Source organism: Pseudomonas oryzicola (assembly GCF_014269185.2).
Lineage (GTDB): Bacteria > Pseudomonadota > Gammaproteobacteria > Pseudomonadales > Pseudomonadaceae > Aquipseudomonas > Aquipseudomonas oryzicola.
Genome location: NZ_JABWRZ020000002.1, coordinates 436,668 through 451,873 on the forward strand (window position 1 = coordinate 436,668; position 15,206 = coordinate 451,873).

The window sequence follows — 15,206 nt, forward strand, 5'->3', positions numbered from 1 at the left end:
AAGCCTGAGTTATTTTGAGGCACCCGATCTAGCCATTCAGGGGTGTCCTCAACTTTGAGGATACCCAACTACAGTCGTTCTTTCAGCGCAGGTAGAATTTTTATAAGTTCAGAGACGCGTATAAAGCTATTCTGCCCCTCAGAGCTGCCGGCAGCTCCTTTGGCTGCGATTCCAACCACTCGCTGGCGAGAGTTAATAACAGGGCCGCCACTATTGCCTGGGTAGAGCATTTTATCAACTTCGGAATGCATTACCTCAGGTTTGTATAGCGGGTATTTATTCGAAATTCTAGCCTGAATAACACCAACCCTTGCGCCGTCTTTGACATTTGGGAATCCAAGGATAACTACTTGGTCGCCGATGTTTGGCTCTTCATCGGTTTCCAAGTGAAAGAATTCCTGGGTGCCGCAGTCATGTACCTTTAGGATTGCTATGTCTATTGCTCTGTTGCGATATATGACTTCAGCTGTTAACTTCTGGCCGTCATCGTCTACTTGGTATATTTCGCACTCATCTACGGTTACGCCTTTTTCCTCTAGGACGTGCGCGCATGTAACCAAGATCCCGCTTTCGATCATGAATCCTGAGCCTTGCGCTATGATGCAATCATCATTTACGTCTATAGCCACTTGTACGACCCAGCATTTGGCGCGAACGAATTTGCTTACTGCGATAATAGCTTCGCGCTCTGAGGTTGTAAGCTGTGGTGGCGGAACCTTGAACTTTAAAGGAAGGACGTTAAATCGGTTGGCCAGTCGGGCATATACAGGCGAAGTCTTCCCTAAAACCTGATGAAGGAAGAGGAGCCTTCCCTGAACGTGAGCCGCCAATGGCGTTGAGGAGTCTGCGTTTTGCTCCTTACGCCGCTCGTTCGCTACGGTCTCACCATCGCGCTCTAGCGAATGGATCATCGCCGCCGTTTTGCGGATATATCTCCGGTCAATATTAGCCTTTGCGTTAGCTAGTAAACCAGTGACTAGTTGCTGTTCCGTACGCGACAATAAACGAACCTTGCGCTCGTTTTCAACAAAGCCGAAGTTGTTGATTATTGATTTTAACTCATCGCCTAGCGTGGCTTTGTAGTGACTTAGCTCGCCTTGTCTTCCGGATGCTTTGACGATTGCTGAACTAACGTAGCGCAAGGGGCAATAAAATGAAAAAGTTATGTCATCGGCGTACCGTGAATAAGTTGCTTTGTGCCTAATCGCCAATTCATAAAGTTTCCGATCCATGCTGGCACAAAACATGTTCGATAAAACTGGTGATGTGGGTGCGCCCTGTGGAAGCGAACCTCTGTATGTGCAGAGGTGCGCTATGACGCTTGCTGTTTGAGGTAGTAGTGAGTATGGCTTAGCTATAAGCATACCCCTTAATCGATGAAAATTAATTGAGGGGAAGAAGTCCTGTAGGTCAACGTTGAACACATAGCTGCTGCGCTTGTGCTTGTCAGCGTTTACGACGATTCCGGATTCTTTAATGAAGCCTGTAACGCCTTTTCTAGGGGTATAGAGAAGGGTCAGTCTTCTAGCTAAGCGTATTTGTAAAGTTTTTAGCCAGTTCTCAGGCGCTAATATATGACGCGGCTCACCATTTTTTTTGGGTATGGTGAAGTGCCGGTAGTTTGCGCTCATGTCGCGATCGTAATAAAAGCGCTTGATCTTGTTGTATGAAGTGCCAAGCATGAATGCCAAATCTTCTGGTGTAGTGCTTGGATTCAAACAATCATTAATGAGGATGCCCCCATCCATATTTCACCCTATTCGTTCAGAGTATCGTCCAGAGTTATCATCGCGATGTTGCGTATAGCGTTTTCGTGTAGGGTCGCGTTTGAACAACCCAATTTAATACCTGGATGGAGGCGAGAAGAGGGTACGCTAAGGAAGCGACTGATGGCAATACGTCATGACAACGTTTGAAACAGTTGTGAAGGCTTGGCGCCACACCCTGTCTGGGAAGACGATTACGCGAAAACGGGGAACGAACGGGGAAAGCCGACCTGACAAAAAATGAAAAAGGCCTGCAGCGACGCTGCAAGCCTTTGATTTTTCTGGTGGGCCCACACGGACTCGAACCGTGGACCAAAGGATTATGAGATCGCCAGGCCGGTGCCGCCTTTTGTGTCTTGATCTAGGCCCTGAAACGTCGGCAAAGACCTAAACCGAGCGCGGCTGCCTGCAGGGTGAGGTGATGGGAAGGATTCTGGTCATGCTGATGGAGGATGAGGTTCACGGCGATACGGTAGCCAACAATGTCGAGTCGTGCATCCGCCACATGCAGGAGCAAACCCTGAAGCAGCTTCGTGCGAAAATGGTCCGAGCGGCGCAACCACTGAACCGAGCTGCCGGACGATAAAGGGGTGTCCTCAGATCTGAGGCCCCCTAAGCTCGGGGATCGGAGCAGGACGCTCGTTAACTGCAACTAAGTAACGTTCCATCGTAAAAAAATTTCACGGATCGACCGCCCGCGGAGTAAAAGCCCACGCCTGTCTCCCTTAGCTCCCCATACTTTGCCAAGCGCTTGAGTCTTTCTGCGCGAGAAATTCCGGGAGCGCAGTGATCTAGGAGACGCTGGTCTTTCTGTACGTTTGATACCGTAGCTGGCGGGATCTTGGTTTCCAGGGTCCATTCAACCTGAAGACTCTTAAACCTCTTATATTCCTCGATAGAGACGTATTTCTCTAGTTGAGTTCGAAGGCCAATTTCCACGCCCTTCGTGCCTACAATGGCGCTAAATTCTGAAAGCTCGATCGGCTGACTGAGGACCCTGAAACCATCCGAGTCCATGAAGTTAAGGATGAATTGTGCCTTCCGGTTTTGTTCAGCTAGACGAGGATCGGCTAGATATGCGGGATAGCCGGCAACATCTACGGATAGCAAGAGCTTCCCGGACACCACCTTCGTCTTGACGTGGAGCTCCATGCCGAGGTTTTTGCTAAGGTCTGCTGACCACTCCCTCGGGGACTCGTACTGCTGGGCCTGGCGCCGCTCGTAGCTATCAGCTACCCATGAGTAAAGCCCGATTACGATGGCTAGGGCCACACTTGCAAGGAAGAGGCCTGTGGCGAGCTTCGCAACAGCGAGAAGAAAGGACTTCATCATGACGCCTGACGTATAGGGATGTCGGGCCATTCTCTTACATATCACTTGCAGACAAAAAGCCCCACTCGAAGAGTGAGGCTAAGTCATTGATTTTATTGATGCCTCACACGAGCTCGAACCGTCCTTGGCGACTGAAAGAACGGTGGATACCGCCCCCTTCGGGATCGCAGTCATATTTAACGTAGTTCTTGAGGAGTGGGCCTAGGGTCAGAGCTTTCGCTGCCTTGCTGCGATTGCAAAGCCTGGGTTGCAATACGTGCACGCCTCATACGTCTCAACTCCCTGGCCGCTCGACGCTTTTGTTCAGATCTATCAATAGCGGTGTAAAGGTCAACTTTGAGACGTTTGGTGCCTGTTAGGCTGGACAGGCTCTTCTGCACGCCCTCCAAGCTACGAGCTATCCCGATTACCGGGTCGCGCCCAAGCTCACTAGCTCCAGCATAGTCAGCCATATCCAGTGTATAGACATTGGTTTCCCTCGGTTTGTCTTTGCTGCCTCGGCGCCACGAAATCGTAACTTCGAAAGCCTTTCCCTCTAGGATGCTGACGTCGGCGAGGTAGCTCCGCAAGCCCTGCCCTGGCTTCAAAACACTCACGCACTCAAAAGGAATTTTCGCATCCTCCCTGCGGGCCTCTCCATTTTGAAGAGCGGGATCAAACTGAATTTGGATGTCGTAGGCCGTGGCATTTCCAGTGTTATCCACAACCAAGTCAAAGTGACGCAGAGACCAGCGATTTGGGCTGAGCGTCGCGACCACATGCGGCTGATCTGACGCTTCGGCCATCCGTGTGGTTTCTTTTGCGAGTAATTTTGTGACACGCCACAGAAATATCGTAGCAACCGCTGTCACGAAGGTCGCAAGCATTCCCCCAAAACCCAGTACCGCACTTATCCAATTTTCCTGGTCAGCCATAATTTCCGTCCGTGATCATTTTCGTGAGCTCGCCCAGGATTATAGGGTCTCCTCAAATCTGAGGAGACCGGTCACTCAATAAAGTGTGAGTAGGATTATGAGTAGACCCCATGACTGAACTGGTTAAACCTACAAATCCCGCGACCTATAAGACAAAGTTCGAGTCTCCCTCGGGCACCATCACATCGTTCCAAGCGGTCCCTAGCGGACCCGGGACAGCAGAGAAACCGGCCACTGAGCCGGTTTTTTTGTGTCTATCGGTTTTCACTCGCCCGGTTTTCCATCAGCGCCAACGGTCCAGCTGCCCCTGGGCACGGCTGCTGAAGATGGCCAGCAGCTCGCTCAGGGTATGCGCTGACGGCTCGGCAGCGCGGGTCACCGCATACAAGCTGATCGGCAGCGCCGGTGCCAGCGGACGAATGGTGGTCGCCCCAGGCGATGCGCCAAACGCGGTGAACGGGTCGATGACCGCCAGCCCTGCCCCGGATTCGACCATCGCCCTGGCCAGCGAATAGGTCTGCACCGCAATGCTCACCCGTGGCGGTGGCTCTACCGCCTTGAGGTAGCTGTCGAGGCGGGCCGACAGCGGGTCGGCGCTGCTCAGGCCGATCAAGGGCGCATCGGCCAGCGCCGTCAACGGCAGCGGCTTGCCCTCATCCGCTGGCGGCCAATAACCTGCCGGTGCCAACGCCACCAACACCCCGCTGGCCAGCGCCTGCGCCTTGAGCGCAGGGTGATCGGGCTGCTGCAGGGTCAGGGCGACGTCGATCTCGCGCATCAGCAGGTTCTGCACCAGTTCGCGGCTGTGGGCGCTGGACAGTTCACAGGCGATGTCCGGATAACGCTGGGTCCACTCGTGAATCGCCGGCGGCAACAGCGCCAGCGCCAGCGCCGGGGTCGCACCGATGCGCAGGCTGTGGCCCGGCTCACGACGCAGGCTTTGCGCCAGGCGGCGCACCCCTTGCAGGCTCTCCGTGACCTTGTCGACCTCACGCTCCAGCTCCAGCGCTTCGGGCGTCGGCTGCAGCTTGCCGCGCACCCGCAGAAACAACGGGAAGCCCAGCTGCTGCTCGGCGTGTTGCAGCACCTTGGTCACGGCTGGCTGGGACACGTGCAGCAACTGCGCGGCACCGCTGACCGAGCCGGTCTGGCGGATGGCCTGGAAAATCTCGATATGGCGAAGGCGCATGGCAAGCCTATAACCTTTGTTTATGGCTCAGCGATCTTTATTCATTTTTCGCCGCCTGTCACCTGGCCCTAACCTCGAGCTTGTTCCAACCACGAACAAGGACTGACATGGCAAAGCATGTATGCATCATTGGCGGTGGCGTGATTGGCCTGGCAACGGCTTACGCCCTGGTGCGCGACGGCGTTGAGGTGACGCTGGTCGAGGCTCGCGATTCGCTGGGCAGTGAAACCAGCTTCGCCAACGGCGGCCAGTTGTCCTATCGCTACGTGGCGCCCCTGGCGGATGCCGGTGTGCCGTTGCAGGCCATTGGCTGGATGCTGCGCGGTGACTCACCGCTGAGATTGCGCCCACGCTTCGATCCGGCACAGTGGCGTTGGATGGCCGCGTTCCTCGGTGCTTGCCGCTCCTCGGTCAACCGCGCCAATGCAGGCCACCTGTTGCGCCTCGCGCTGTTGAGCCAGTCGACCTTGCAGGCCTGGCGAGAAGAAGATGGCCTGGGTGATTTCAACTGGCGGCGCAACGGCAAGCTGGTCACCTTCCGCCAGACCAGCAGCTTCGAACATGCACGCAACAACCTTGCCGCGCCCCAGCAGCAGCAGGTGCTGTCGCACGCCGACTGCGCCCGCCTGGACCCGGCGCTGGCGGAGGCGCCCTTTGTCGGCGCCGTCTATACCCCGGATGAAGAAGTCGGTGATTGCCACGCTTTCTGCCAGCAACTGGCGGTGCGCTTGCGGGCGTCGGGACGTTGCCAGTTCCGCCTGGGCCAGGCTGTGTCCGGCATTCGCCATGCGCATGGCGCGGTGAGTGCGATCGAGCTGGGTGACGAAGTGCTGCCGGTGGAGCACCTGGTGGTTGCTGCCGGCCATCGCAGTGCGTTGCTGGCACTGCCGGGCGTCGACCTGCCGCTGTACCCGCTCAAGGGTTACAGCCTGACCGTACCGATCGGCACCCAGCACCGGGCGCCAGACCTGAGCATCACCGATTACGACCGCAAGATCGTCTACGCCCGCATCGGTGCGCAGTTGCGGGTGGCGGCGATGGTCGACATCGTCGGTTTCGACCCGTCGCTCGACCCCAAGCGCCTGGCCCTGCTCAAACGCCAGGCTCGCGAAACCTTCGCCAATGCCGGCGACTATGACTACGCCGTCGAATGGGCCGGCATGCGGCCGGCAACCCCTAGCGGCGTACCGCTGCTAGGCGCAACGGCGTATCGCAACCTGTGGCTGAACCTTGGCCACGGCGCGCTGGGTTTCACCCTGGCCTGCGCCAGCGCACGCCTGCTCAGCGAACTGATTGGCCAGCGCCGCCCCGCCATCGACCTGCAGGGTTTTACCCCCCGTGCGGCCTGAACCCCAACCCCTGAAAGGACTACCCAATGATCATTGACCGCATCCAGCCCAACCCACGCCTGTCCGCCGCGGTGACCTATGGCGACTTGGTGTTTCTCTCCGGCCAGGTGCCGGGTGACGCCACCGATGCCACCGGCCAGACTGCCCAGGTACTGGAAAAAATCGACGCACTGCTGGCCGAGGCAGGCAGCGACAAAGACCACCTGCTCAGCGCGACCATCTACCTGAAGGACATCGGCAGGGATTTCGCCGCGATGAATGACGTCTGGTCCGCCTGGTTGTCGCCCGGCCAGGCCCCCAGCCGCACCACCTTGCAGGCCGAACTGGCACGCCCGCAGGTGCTGGTGGAAATATCCGTGATCGCGGCACGCCGCTGACCCCCTCTTACCCACAACGGAGAACAACAATGCAAAAAATCACGTTGATCGGTTGCACCCTCGCCCTGCTGCTAGGTGCCCAGGCCCATGCTGACGAAGCAACGTTGGGGCCCACGCTAAGCAAGATTGCCAAAGCCAACAGCATCACCCTGGGCTATCGCGATGCTTCAGTGCCGTTCTCCTACGTGGGCGACCATTCGGGCCAACCCATGGGCTACTCGGTCGACCTGGCAAACAAGATCGTCGAGCGTGTGCGGCAGAAGCTGGCTTTGCCCGAACTCAAGGTGAAGTACAACCTGGTGACCTCGCAGAGCCGCATTCCCCTGGTGCAGAACGGGACCGTTGACCTGGAGTGCGGCTCGACCGGCGTCACCGCAGAGCGGCAGAAACAGGTGGCGTTTTCCTATGGGTTCATCTATGTCAAAGGTCAGTTGCTGACGGCCAAGGACAGCGGGATCAAAAGTTTCGCCGACCTGCGCGGCAAGAATGTGGTGACCACCGCCGGCACCACCAACGAACGCTACCTGAAAAGCTACAACGTCGATCACAAGATGGACATGTTCGTGGTCAGCGCCAAGGACCATGGCGAAGCCTTCCAGATGCTGCAGTCCGGCCGGGCGGCGGCGTTCTACATGGACGATGCGCTACTTTACGGCGAGCGCGCCAAGGCCCGTGATCCGCACAACTGGATAGTGGTCGGGGAAGAGCAGTCGCGGGAAATCTACAGCTGCATGGTGCGCAAGGGTGACCCGCAGTTCCTCGCTCTGGTGAACGCGTCGCTGGGCGAGCTGTACAGCTCAGGGGAAATCAACGGCATCTACCAACGCTGGTTCCAACAGCCAATCCCGCCTAAAGGCTTGAACCTGGAATTCCCGATGACCAGCGAACTCAAGGCCATCTTTGCCAAGCCGGTGAGCGACCCGGTGCAGTAACTTCAGCCCGACGCCCATCGGGATAAACATCAGGAAACGATGTGTCACGGCCAAACGTCGCTACTGCGGAGCATCATTGCCGCAGTAGCGACTCGCCACGCTTATGGGTTAATCAGAAGTTTTACCCGTCACCAGCGTTTGCGGGTTACTGCTCCCCCAAACGGTAGCAAGGTCAACCAGCAATGTCCCACTGAGTTCTTCGATTTCACCCTGGGTGATCTCACTTTCACCCTGTTTACCGAACAGCACAACTTGATCGCCGGCCGCCACAGCCGGAATATCTGTCACGTCCACCATGACGGTATTCATGGAAACTTTCCCTACCACTGGCGCACGCTGTCCATTTACCAGGACAACGCCTTTATTGGTAAACGCGCGACGGTAACCGTCAGAGAAGCCTACTGGAATATTCGCGAGCCTTGAATCACGACTGAGCGTCACTGTTCGGTCATACCCCACGGTATTGCCTTTAGGGTATTGGTTAACAGACGCCACGTATGACTTGACCTGCATGACAGGTTTGTACTGGGCATGCGAAGGTTGCATCATCCCATACAAGGCACCACCGGCACGCACCATGTCCAGGTGCGACTCTGGCACTTCCAACGTCGCGTAGGAATTCGCCGCATGAAGAGTAATTTTACTTCTATCGATGCCGGCAGCCTTGATCAGCCAAGCCGTTTGCTCATTGAAGGCATTGAGCCCTTGGCGAACATCATCCTTATCCTGCACCGCGAAGTGAGTCATGATGCCGACCAACTCCAGGGGCGCCAGACGCGTGATAGCCAAGGCTTCTTGCCGACCGTGTTCAGTGCTCATCTCAAGGCCGTTACGGCTCATGCCACCTGCGTTCAAGGCCAGGTGGACCTTCAGGCGCTTCCCGTGCTTTTCCGCAACGGCGGCCATTTTTCGAGCATAATCGAGGCCACTGACCAACTCTTCCATCTGGTATGGCAGTGCACCTTCCACCTCGGCCAACGTCGCTGTACGCACGCGGACAAGTTCACCCTTGAAGCCGCTTTCCCGTACGATGCGAGCCTCTTCATTGCTGGCAACGCCTACGCAGGGCACCTCCATTTTCATGACCGACGGCATCAATAAAGCGACACCGTGCCCATAAGCATCCGCCTTGAGAATGGCACACAGCTTCGCTTTATTCGTCAAGGTGCTCTGCAGCATACGGATATTGTTTTCAAACACCGCCTGGTTAACTTCAACCCAGGCGTTACTGGTTGCCACGGCCTGTTCAGATTGCGCATTATCCACAGCAAGCAACGGTGCAGCCTGAACATACCCTTGCCCTATGATCATCGCCAGGGAAAGAGCAATAACAGTCCGTGTTAAAGGCATACAATACATCTCCGGGTACACTATACAGCTGATGAGGGCGGCGAAGCTTACAGTCATGTATTGCCCTCTGCAAGCCATTAACCGGGGCAGAAAATGGCTTGACTTGACGTGCAGCAATAAACTTCACCAACAGCGACAAAAAACTAAACACAGGGTCAAGAAGTTTGAAACGCCCGCAACTTTAATACTGCCAAAGTGATACTCAGGGATATATCAAACCGTCACATGGATCATGCCACCGCTTTGCCCGCCAGCGCCCAGCCCTCAGGCCGTAGCGTGTGCCAGTCGCTGACCTGTTGATAGGCATGACCGATGCGAAGAACCAGCGCTTCAGCGAAGGCCGGCCCGACAACCTGCATCGAGACAGGCATACGCTTTTCATCGAAGCCGATGGGCAGCGCCACCGAGCACAGGTTCAACAAGTTGGCGAAGCGCCCTAACAAGGCCAGTGGCGTGCCATATTCGTCGACCTCCTCCAACGGCACACTGCCAATAGCGTTGGTCGGGAAAACGCAGGCGTCTATGTTGCTCATCGCCTCCTGCATGGCTTGCCGGGCGGCGCGGCGCTGATTGTGCAGCTGGATATACGACGCCGCGTCGATGGCGCGCCCGCTGAGTATGCGACGTTGGACATGGGGGTCGAAACGCAGGTCGTCGCGCTCGAACAAGCGCCCGAGGTTGGCGTAACCCTCGGCGCTCATCAGCCCGCCAGCGATGCGCATGCATTGCTCCAGCGACGTGGGCAGCGGTTGCTCGATCAATTGCATGCCCAGCGCGGCCAGCTGTTTGAGCCCCAGGTCATAGGCCTTCAGCACCCCGGGAGCGATAAGCGCGCGTTCCGCTTCCGGCAACACCCAGATGCGCAAACCGGCTACCGGCCGCTCGAGACCCGCAGCGGCGCTGAATACCGGTGCCCGGGCCGAAACCGGATCCAGCGGGTCTGGGCCCAGCAGGGCATCCAGCATCCACGCTGCATCTTCAACCGTGTGCGTGATAGGCCCTACCGAGTCCAGCGAAGGGCACAGTTCGATCAAGCCATGGCGACTGACCAGCCCACGCGTGGTTTTCAGCCCGACCAGGCCGCACATACCCGCCGGGATCCGCACCGAACCGCCGGTATCGGTACCCAACGCCGCACTCGCCAGGCCACTGGCCACGGCCACTGCCGAACCACTGCTGGAACCACCCGGCGCGTGATGTACGTTACGGTCCCACGGGTTCCACGGCGTGCCCATGACCGCGTTGGTGCCCCAGCCACCGAAAGCGAATTCGACGGTGTGGGTCTTGCCGAGAATGATCGCACCGGCACGCTCCAGGCGTTGTACTGCGGTGGCGGTCAACCTCGAAACACGCGGTTCCTGCGCCAATGAGCCACCGGTGATGGCCTGGCCATCGATCTCGAACAAGTCCTTGATCGCCACCGGAATGCCATGCAGTGGCCCCAGGTTTATGCCAGATGCACGCTGACGATCCGCAGCAATGGCCGCGCTCAAGGCACGCGAGGGGTAAGCCTCGACATACGCATTCAGCTGCTCGTCGAAGCGCTCGATGCGCGCCAGTTGCGCACGCACCAGCGCTTCGCTGGTCAGCGAGCCGGCCTGCAACGCCTGTTGCAACTGGGCAATGCTGTGGGAAGCTACCTGATCCATGGTGTTCATATGTTCAACCTCGCACGGTTTTGCGGCCGCGTGAAACGTGCTTTTCAAGCACCCGCGACAGCATTGAAAGAGGGAAGGCGATAACGAAATAGAACAGCCCTACCAGCAGGAAGACATGCATTGGCAGGAAGGTTTCCGAAGCGATGGCCCGCGCTGCCAGCATCAACTCATCGGTGGCAATCAGGGCGCACAACGAGCTGTCCTTGAGGATCGATACGTAGGCATTGAGCAGGGGCGGCAATATGACCCGAAACACTTGCGGCAGGATGACCGAGGTAAACGCTTTCAGCGGCGTCAGGCCAATGGCGATAGCAGCTTCGCGCTGGCCGCGATGCAGCGAATCCAGGCCGCCACGGAGGATTTCCGCAACGTATGCGGCCCCCTGCAAACCCAGGCCGATGGCCCCGGCCCAATAGCCGGACAAGGTCAACCCCAGGCTGGGCAGCGCGAAATACAGGGCCAGCAGCAACGCCAGAAGCGGTACTGCACGCATGCTCTGAATGAACAACGCAGCCAAGCGCTTGAGGATGCTGTTAGGACTTCTCAGCGCCCAGACCAGCAACGCGCCCAGCACGACCGCCAGGGCGAACCCGATCAGGGACAATTCGGCAGTGATCCGTGCGCCGAGCAGCAAGCGAACGCTCCAGTCGCTCCAGTACTCCGGGTATTGCTGGAAGAAACCGATCATCGCGCACTCCCCAAATGACGTTCGAGCCGAATGAATCCCACACCGATCGGCATAATCATCGCGGCGTAGATGCACATCACCGCCAGATAGATCAGTGACGTCTGGAAGGTTGAGGTCACCAGGTTGCGCGCCAGGAACATGATTTCCGGCACGGCAATGGCCGAGGCGATGGAGGTGTCCTTGATCAATTGCGTGACGTAGTTGGCGAACGCTGGCAAGGTTACGCGCAGGGCCTGGGGCAGGAGAATGCAGCGCAGAATCTGCATGCGGCTCAGGCCGACAGCCAACCCGGCTTCATGCTGGCCGACATGCAGCGACTGCAAGCCACTACGGAAAATATCGGCCAGCACCGCACTGCCGACCAGGCTCAAGCCAACGATAGCGGCCAGCCAAGCGGGCAAGTTGATGCCAAGGTAGGAAAGACCGAAATAGATCAGGAACAGATGCGCCAGCGCCGGCACATTGCGCATCCACTCAATGAAGCAGCCGATCACGCCATGCAGCAGCCGTGACCGACTGAACGTCAGCACCACGGCCAGCACCACGCCTCCGACACTCGCCAGCAGCAAGGTGCATAGCGCAATCTCCAGGGCGGTCAGCGCGCCTTTCAACAACAGGGGCAGCAGCCCGAGAAACACCTCGAAGTTCGCCATCAAGCGCCCTCCATGGCCATGCGCCCGAGAAAACTGCGGGTACGCTCATGACGCGGGCTGTCGATTACCTGGGCCGACGGCCCTTGCTCGACAATGTGCCCACCGTCCATGAAGATCACCCGGTCCGCCACGTCCCGAGCGAAGCGCACTTCATGGGTCACCATGATCATGGTGCGGCCCTCTTGCGCCAGTTCACGAATCACGGCCAGTACTTCCCCCACCAGTTCGGGGTCGAGTGCCGAGGTCGGCTCGTCGAACAGGATGACTTTGGGTTGTTGGGCCAATGCGCGGGCGATAGCCACCCGCTGTTGCTGGCCGCCGGACAACTGCTCGGGGTAGACCTCGGCCTTGTGCCGCAGGTGGACTTTTTCCAACATGGCATCAGCCAGCTCGTAGGCCTGCTTGCGTGGCATGCCCTGCGCCTTGATCGGCCCCAGCGCGACGTTGTCGCGCACAGTCAGATGTGGCCAGAGGTAGAACAACTGGAACACCATCGCGATCTCGCGTCGCTGTGGGGCCATTTCCCGATCACTCATCAGGCGGATGCGCTTGCCGTCCTTGACCTGACCGATCAGTTCGTCACCCAGCCAGATATCGCCTCGGGTGGGTTTTTCCAGGTAATTGATGCAGCGCAGGCAAGTGGACTTGCCCGACCCGCTGGGGCCGATCAACGACAGCGTTTCACCGGCTTTCAACTCCAGGTTGATGCCCTTGAGCACCTCCAGGTCACCATAACTCTTGTGCAGGTCATGCACGCGCAGCAACGCAGGTTCGGACGGGGTCGACATCTTGGTTAACCTCTTTATTGTTATCGGTATGGCGATGAACCGGCACGGGCCGCCAGGCCGATTCATCCGCTCAAGCGCTTACTTGCAACCAGGCAATTGCCAGTCCGCCGGGCGGTCGACACCCGACCTCAGGTTGTTGCCTTGCGGCACATACCAGACATCCTGGGTCAAGCCGTAGCGGGCACCGATCTTGCGCATTTCACAGCTTTTCCAGAGGGTCTGGATCTGCTCGTTGACGGCGGCCACCAGTTGCGGGCTGGCCTCTTTGTTGAAGCCGTAGACCACCTGCCCCAGGCCCGTCAGCAGTGGAAATTCCGGATCGTTGTCGGTGAACGCGTTGAAGCGCAGGTGCCATTGCTGATTGCGGAAAATGGCGTATTGCATGACTGGAGGGTCGCCAATCACTGCATCGATGCGCCCGGCGAGCAGATCACGCACCGCAGCATCCGAGGTGTCGTACAGCGCCACTTGCAACCCTTCGATCTTGCGCATCTCCGGGATGAACGAAAAACCGGTGATGGTGCCGACTTTCTTGCCCTGCAGATCCTTGAGGCTGCTCCAGTTGGTCTTGTCGGTCTGGGTGATGCCGTTCTTGAAATAGTGAATCGGGTCGCTCACGGTCATGATCTTCGCGCGTTGCTCGGTCCAGCCCATGGTGCCGGCCATGACATCCACGCGGTTGGCTTGTACCGAGGCAATGGTGCTGGCCCAGTCCATCAACGCAGGTTTGACCTTCAAACCCAGCTTCTCGGATATTTGTTGAAGGATTTCACCGTCGTAGCCGACCATCCGGCTGTCCTGATAACCGGTCCCTGGCATATCCCCGGTGAAGGCGACAGTCAGGCTTCCCGGCTCTACCGTTTCCAGAGCGAATGCCGGTAGCGAGGCCAGCATGGATACCAGCAAACCCGCATAGATACCGGCAAACCGTTGAACATTGGGCTTCTGCATCACGTGCTCCTTGATTGTTTTTCTATGAACAGCATGGTGTTAGGCAGGCGCTCATCGTATGGTGATCAGCGGCATAACTTGTTGGATGGTTTGCAGGAATGATTGAACATTTGCGACATTTCGGAGATGCATTGCCCAACGCCTCCAGCGCAAGCCTCGTGGAAGCACTCGACAAGGGTCAGGCACGACACCCGCCTAGCCGGCGCGGCGCCACCGAGTTGTCCATCGGGATCGTGCTATGGCCGCGCTTCCCCTTGCTGTCACTCTCGGGGCTGACCGATGCGTTGCGCCATGCTGCCGATACGGGCGATCAGAGCCGCCCGATACGATGCCGATGGAATGTCCTCGGTAGCCCCGGGCAAAGGGTCGTTTCCAGTTGCGGGCTGGATGTACCCATCGACAGTGAACTCAGCGACCCTCATCAATTCGATTACATCGTGGTGATTGGTGGGCTACTGGACTACCTGGAGACAGCGCCAAAGACTTATCCGGCATTCCTGCATCAGGCGGCTGCCGCTGGCGTGCCATTGATCGGCCTGTGCACGGGCAGCTTCGTGCTCGCGCGGCATGGCCTGATGGAGGGGCGTACAGCTTGCGTGCATGCCTACCATTGCGACGACTGGAAACGCCTGTTCCCCAGATTGCGCTTCGTCAGCAACAGCGACTTCCTCATCGACAAGGATCGCATCACCTGCGCAGGCGGTATCTCGGTCATCGAGTTGGCCATCCATCTTGTCGGATTGCATTGCGGCCCGGATCGGGCCGGCAAGGTTGTGCACCAGATGACCGTCGCGAAAAGCAGCTCGGGGAGTTTCGTCGACCGGCGCAAGGCACTGGGCTACGCCAGCTCTTCGAACAGGCGCCTGCACGAGGCCGTGATGCTGATGGAAAAGCACATGACCGAGCCTTTGGATATCGACGCGATCGCCAACCTTGTCGGCACCAGCAAACGGCAGCTGGAGCGGCTGTTCGTTGCCGAAACCAGTAGTACTCCGGCCCAGTTCTATCGCCAGGTTCGGCTCAGGTTTGGCCGCTGGCTGCTCATCAGCTCGGATCGACATATCGGCGAAATCGCCTTTGAATGCGGTTTTGCCGATGCGCCCCATTTCATTCGGCATTTTCAGAACCTGTTTGGCATGTCCCCCGGCAAATTGCGCAAAGAGCTGCTGCGAAACGCGAGCCCGAACCAAGGGGGGAAATAGTTTTTACAAACAGCGACCACCAATACTGCACCAACTCCATGGGATTGGGCTTGCCCG

Annotated in this window: 14 protein-coding genes and 1 tRNA gene; 4 read left to right on the top strand and 11 right to left on the bottom strand. The window is 57.8% G+C overall.

All coding sequences use genetic code 11. The annotated features are described in order from the left end of the window. Positions 1–68: 68 nt before the first annotated feature. From HU760_RS20125 to HU760_RS20145, 5 genes are all read right to left on the bottom strand, one after another. Positions 69–1,748, bottom strand: a complete 1,680-nt coding sequence (locus HU760_RS20125; protein ID WP_186673549.1) for a trypsin-like peptidase domain-containing protein — start codon at positions 1,746–1,748, stop codon at positions 69–71. 300 nt (positions 1,749–2,048) lie between these two features. Beyond that, a tRNA-OTHER gene (locus tag HU760_RS20130) sits at positions 2,049–2,135 on the bottom strand. 273 nt (positions 2,136–2,408) lie between these two features. After that, the gene (locus HU760_RS20135) at positions 2,409–3,095 is read right to left on the bottom strand and encodes a hypothetical protein (RefSeq protein WP_186673551.1); all 687 of its coding nucleotides are present in this window, start codon (positions 3,093–3,095) and stop codon (positions 2,409–2,411) included. Between the two features lie 179 nt (positions 3,096–3,274). Continuing rightward, complete coding sequence (locus HU760_RS20140) at positions 3,275–4,012, bottom strand: DUF8453 domain-containing protein (RefSeq protein WP_202883402.1); 738 nt, start codon at positions 4,010–4,012, stop codon at positions 3,275–3,277. Between the two features lie 283 nt (positions 4,013–4,295). Next, positions 4,296–5,201, bottom strand: a complete 906-nt coding sequence (locus HU760_RS20145; protein WP_186673553.1) for a LysR family transcriptional regulator — start codon at positions 5,199–5,201, stop codon at positions 4,296–4,298. Between the two features lie 107 nt (positions 5,202–5,308). Here HU760_RS20145 and HU760_RS20150 point away from each other — a divergent pair, with 107 nt between their 5' ends. Genes HU760_RS20150 through HU760_RS20160 form a run of 3 tightly spaced genes read left to right on the top strand, consistent with a single transcriptional unit; the run spans position 5,309 to position 7,859 of the window. Beyond that, the gene (locus HU760_RS20150; protein WP_186673555.1) at positions 5,309–6,550 is read left to right on the top strand and encodes a D-amino acid dehydrogenase; all 1,242 of its coding nucleotides are present in this window, start codon (positions 5,309–5,311) and stop codon (positions 6,548–6,550) included. A gap of 26 nt (positions 6,551–6,576) precedes the next feature. Next, the gene (locus tag HU760_RS20155; RefSeq protein ID WP_186673557.1) at positions 6,577–6,927 is read left to right on the top strand and encodes a RidA family protein; all 351 of its coding nucleotides are present in this window, start codon (positions 6,577–6,579) and stop codon (positions 6,925–6,927) included. A 29-nt stretch (positions 6,928–6,956) separates the two neighbouring features. Further along, positions 6,957–7,859: a transporter substrate-binding domain-containing protein gene (locus HU760_RS20160; RefSeq protein ID WP_186673559.1), complete on the top strand. Its 903-nt coding sequence runs from the start codon at positions 6,957–6,959 to the stop codon at positions 7,857–7,859. Positions 7,860–7,967: 108 nt separating this feature from the next. Here the strand turns inward: HU760_RS20160 and alr are convergent, their stop codons facing one another. The 6 genes from alr to HU760_RS20190 form a co-directional block, all read right to left on the bottom strand. Further along, on the bottom strand, positions 7,968–9,209 hold the full coding sequence (alr, locus tag HU760_RS20165) for an alanine racemase (protein WP_186674044.1): 1,242 nt from the start codon (positions 9,207–9,209) through the stop codon (positions 7,968–7,970). Positions 9,210–9,439: 230 nt separating this feature from the next. Then, positions 9,440–10,867, bottom strand: a complete 1,428-nt coding sequence (locus HU760_RS20170; protein ID WP_186673561.1) for an amidase — start codon at positions 10,865–10,867, stop codon at positions 9,440–9,442. Positions 10,868–10,871: 4 nt separating this feature from the next. Further along, complete coding sequence (locus tag HU760_RS20175) at positions 10,872–11,555, bottom strand: amino acid ABC transporter permease (protein WP_186673563.1); 684 nt, start codon at positions 11,553–11,555, stop codon at positions 10,872–10,874. After that, positions 11,552–12,208, bottom strand: coding sequence for an amino acid ABC transporter permease (locus tag HU760_RS20180; protein ID WP_186673564.1), 657 nt, complete (start codon positions 12,206–12,208; stop codon positions 11,552–11,554). The genes HU760_RS20175 and HU760_RS20180 overlap by 4 nt, the downstream gene beginning before the upstream one ends. Next, entirely contained in the window at positions 12,208–12,996 is a 789-nt protein-coding gene (locus HU760_RS20185; protein ID WP_170028331.1) for an amino acid ABC transporter ATP-binding protein, read from the bottom strand. The genes HU760_RS20180 and HU760_RS20185 overlap by 1 nt, the downstream gene beginning before the upstream one ends. Before the next feature lie 78 nt (positions 12,997–13,074). Beyond that, the gene (locus HU760_RS20190; RefSeq protein ID WP_186673565.1) at positions 13,075–13,947 is read right to left on the bottom strand and encodes an ABC transporter substrate-binding protein; all 873 of its coding nucleotides are present in this window, start codon (positions 13,945–13,947) and stop codon (positions 13,075–13,077) included. Between the two features lie 98 nt (positions 13,948–14,045). Here HU760_RS20190 and HU760_RS20195 point away from each other — a divergent pair, with 98 nt between their 5' ends. Next, positions 14,046–15,149, top strand: a complete 1,104-nt coding sequence (locus HU760_RS20195; RefSeq protein ID WP_186673566.1) for a GlxA family transcriptional regulator — start codon at positions 14,046–14,048, stop codon at positions 15,147–15,149. Positions 15,150–15,206: the final 57 nt, after the last annotated feature.

Coding starts and splice junctions, on each gene's coding strand:
- HU760_RS20135 (WP_186673551.1), bottom strand. CDS start 3,095: ATGAAGTCCTTTCTTCTCGCTGTTGCGAAGCTCGCCACAGGCCTCTTC.
- HU760_RS20195 (WP_186673566.1), top strand. CDS start 14,046: ATGATTGAACATTTGCGACATTTCGGAGATGCATTGCCCAACGCCTCC.
- HU760_RS20140 (WP_202883402.1), bottom strand. CDS start 4,012: ATGGCTGACCAGGAAAATTGGATAAGTGCGGTACTGGGTTTTGGGGGA.
- HU760_RS20185 (WP_170028331.1), bottom strand. CDS start 12,996: ATGTCGACCCCGTCCGAACCTGCGTTGCTGCGCGTGCATGACCTGCAC.
- HU760_RS20150 (WP_186673555.1), top strand. CDS start 5,309: ATGGCAAAGCATGTATGCATCATTGGCGGTGGCGTGATTGGCCTGGCA.
- HU760_RS20175 (WP_186673563.1), bottom strand. CDS start 11,555: ATGATCGGTTTCTTCCAGCAATACCCGGAGTACTGGAGCGACTGGAGC.
- HU760_RS20190 (WP_186673565.1), bottom strand. CDS start 13,947: ATGCAGAAGCCCAATGTTCAACGGTTTGCCGGTATCTATGCGGGTTTG.
- alr (WP_186674044.1), bottom strand. CDS start 9,209: ATGCCTTTAACACGGACTGTTATTGCTCTTTCCCTGGCGATGATCATA.
- HU760_RS20145 (WP_186673553.1), bottom strand. CDS start 5,201: ATGCGCCTTCGCCATATCGAGATTTTCCAGGCCATCCGCCAGACCGGC.
- HU760_RS20170 (WP_186673561.1), bottom strand. CDS start 10,867: ATGAACACCATGGATCAGGTAGCTTCCCACAGCATTGCCCAGTTGCAA.
- HU760_RS20160 (WP_186673559.1), top strand. CDS start 6,957: ATGCAAAAAATCACGTTGATCGGTTGCACCCTCGCCCTGCTGCTAGGT.
- HU760_RS20125 (WP_186673549.1), bottom strand. CDS start 1,748: ATGGATGGGGGCATCCTCATTAATGATTGTTTGAATCCAAGCACTACA.
- HU760_RS20180 (WP_186673564.1), bottom strand. CDS start 12,208: ATGGCGAACTTCGAGGTGTTTCTCGGGCTGCTGCCCCTGTTGTTGAAA.
- HU760_RS20155 (WP_186673557.1), top strand. CDS start 6,577: ATGATCATTGACCGCATCCAGCCCAACCCACGCCTGTCCGCCGCGGTG.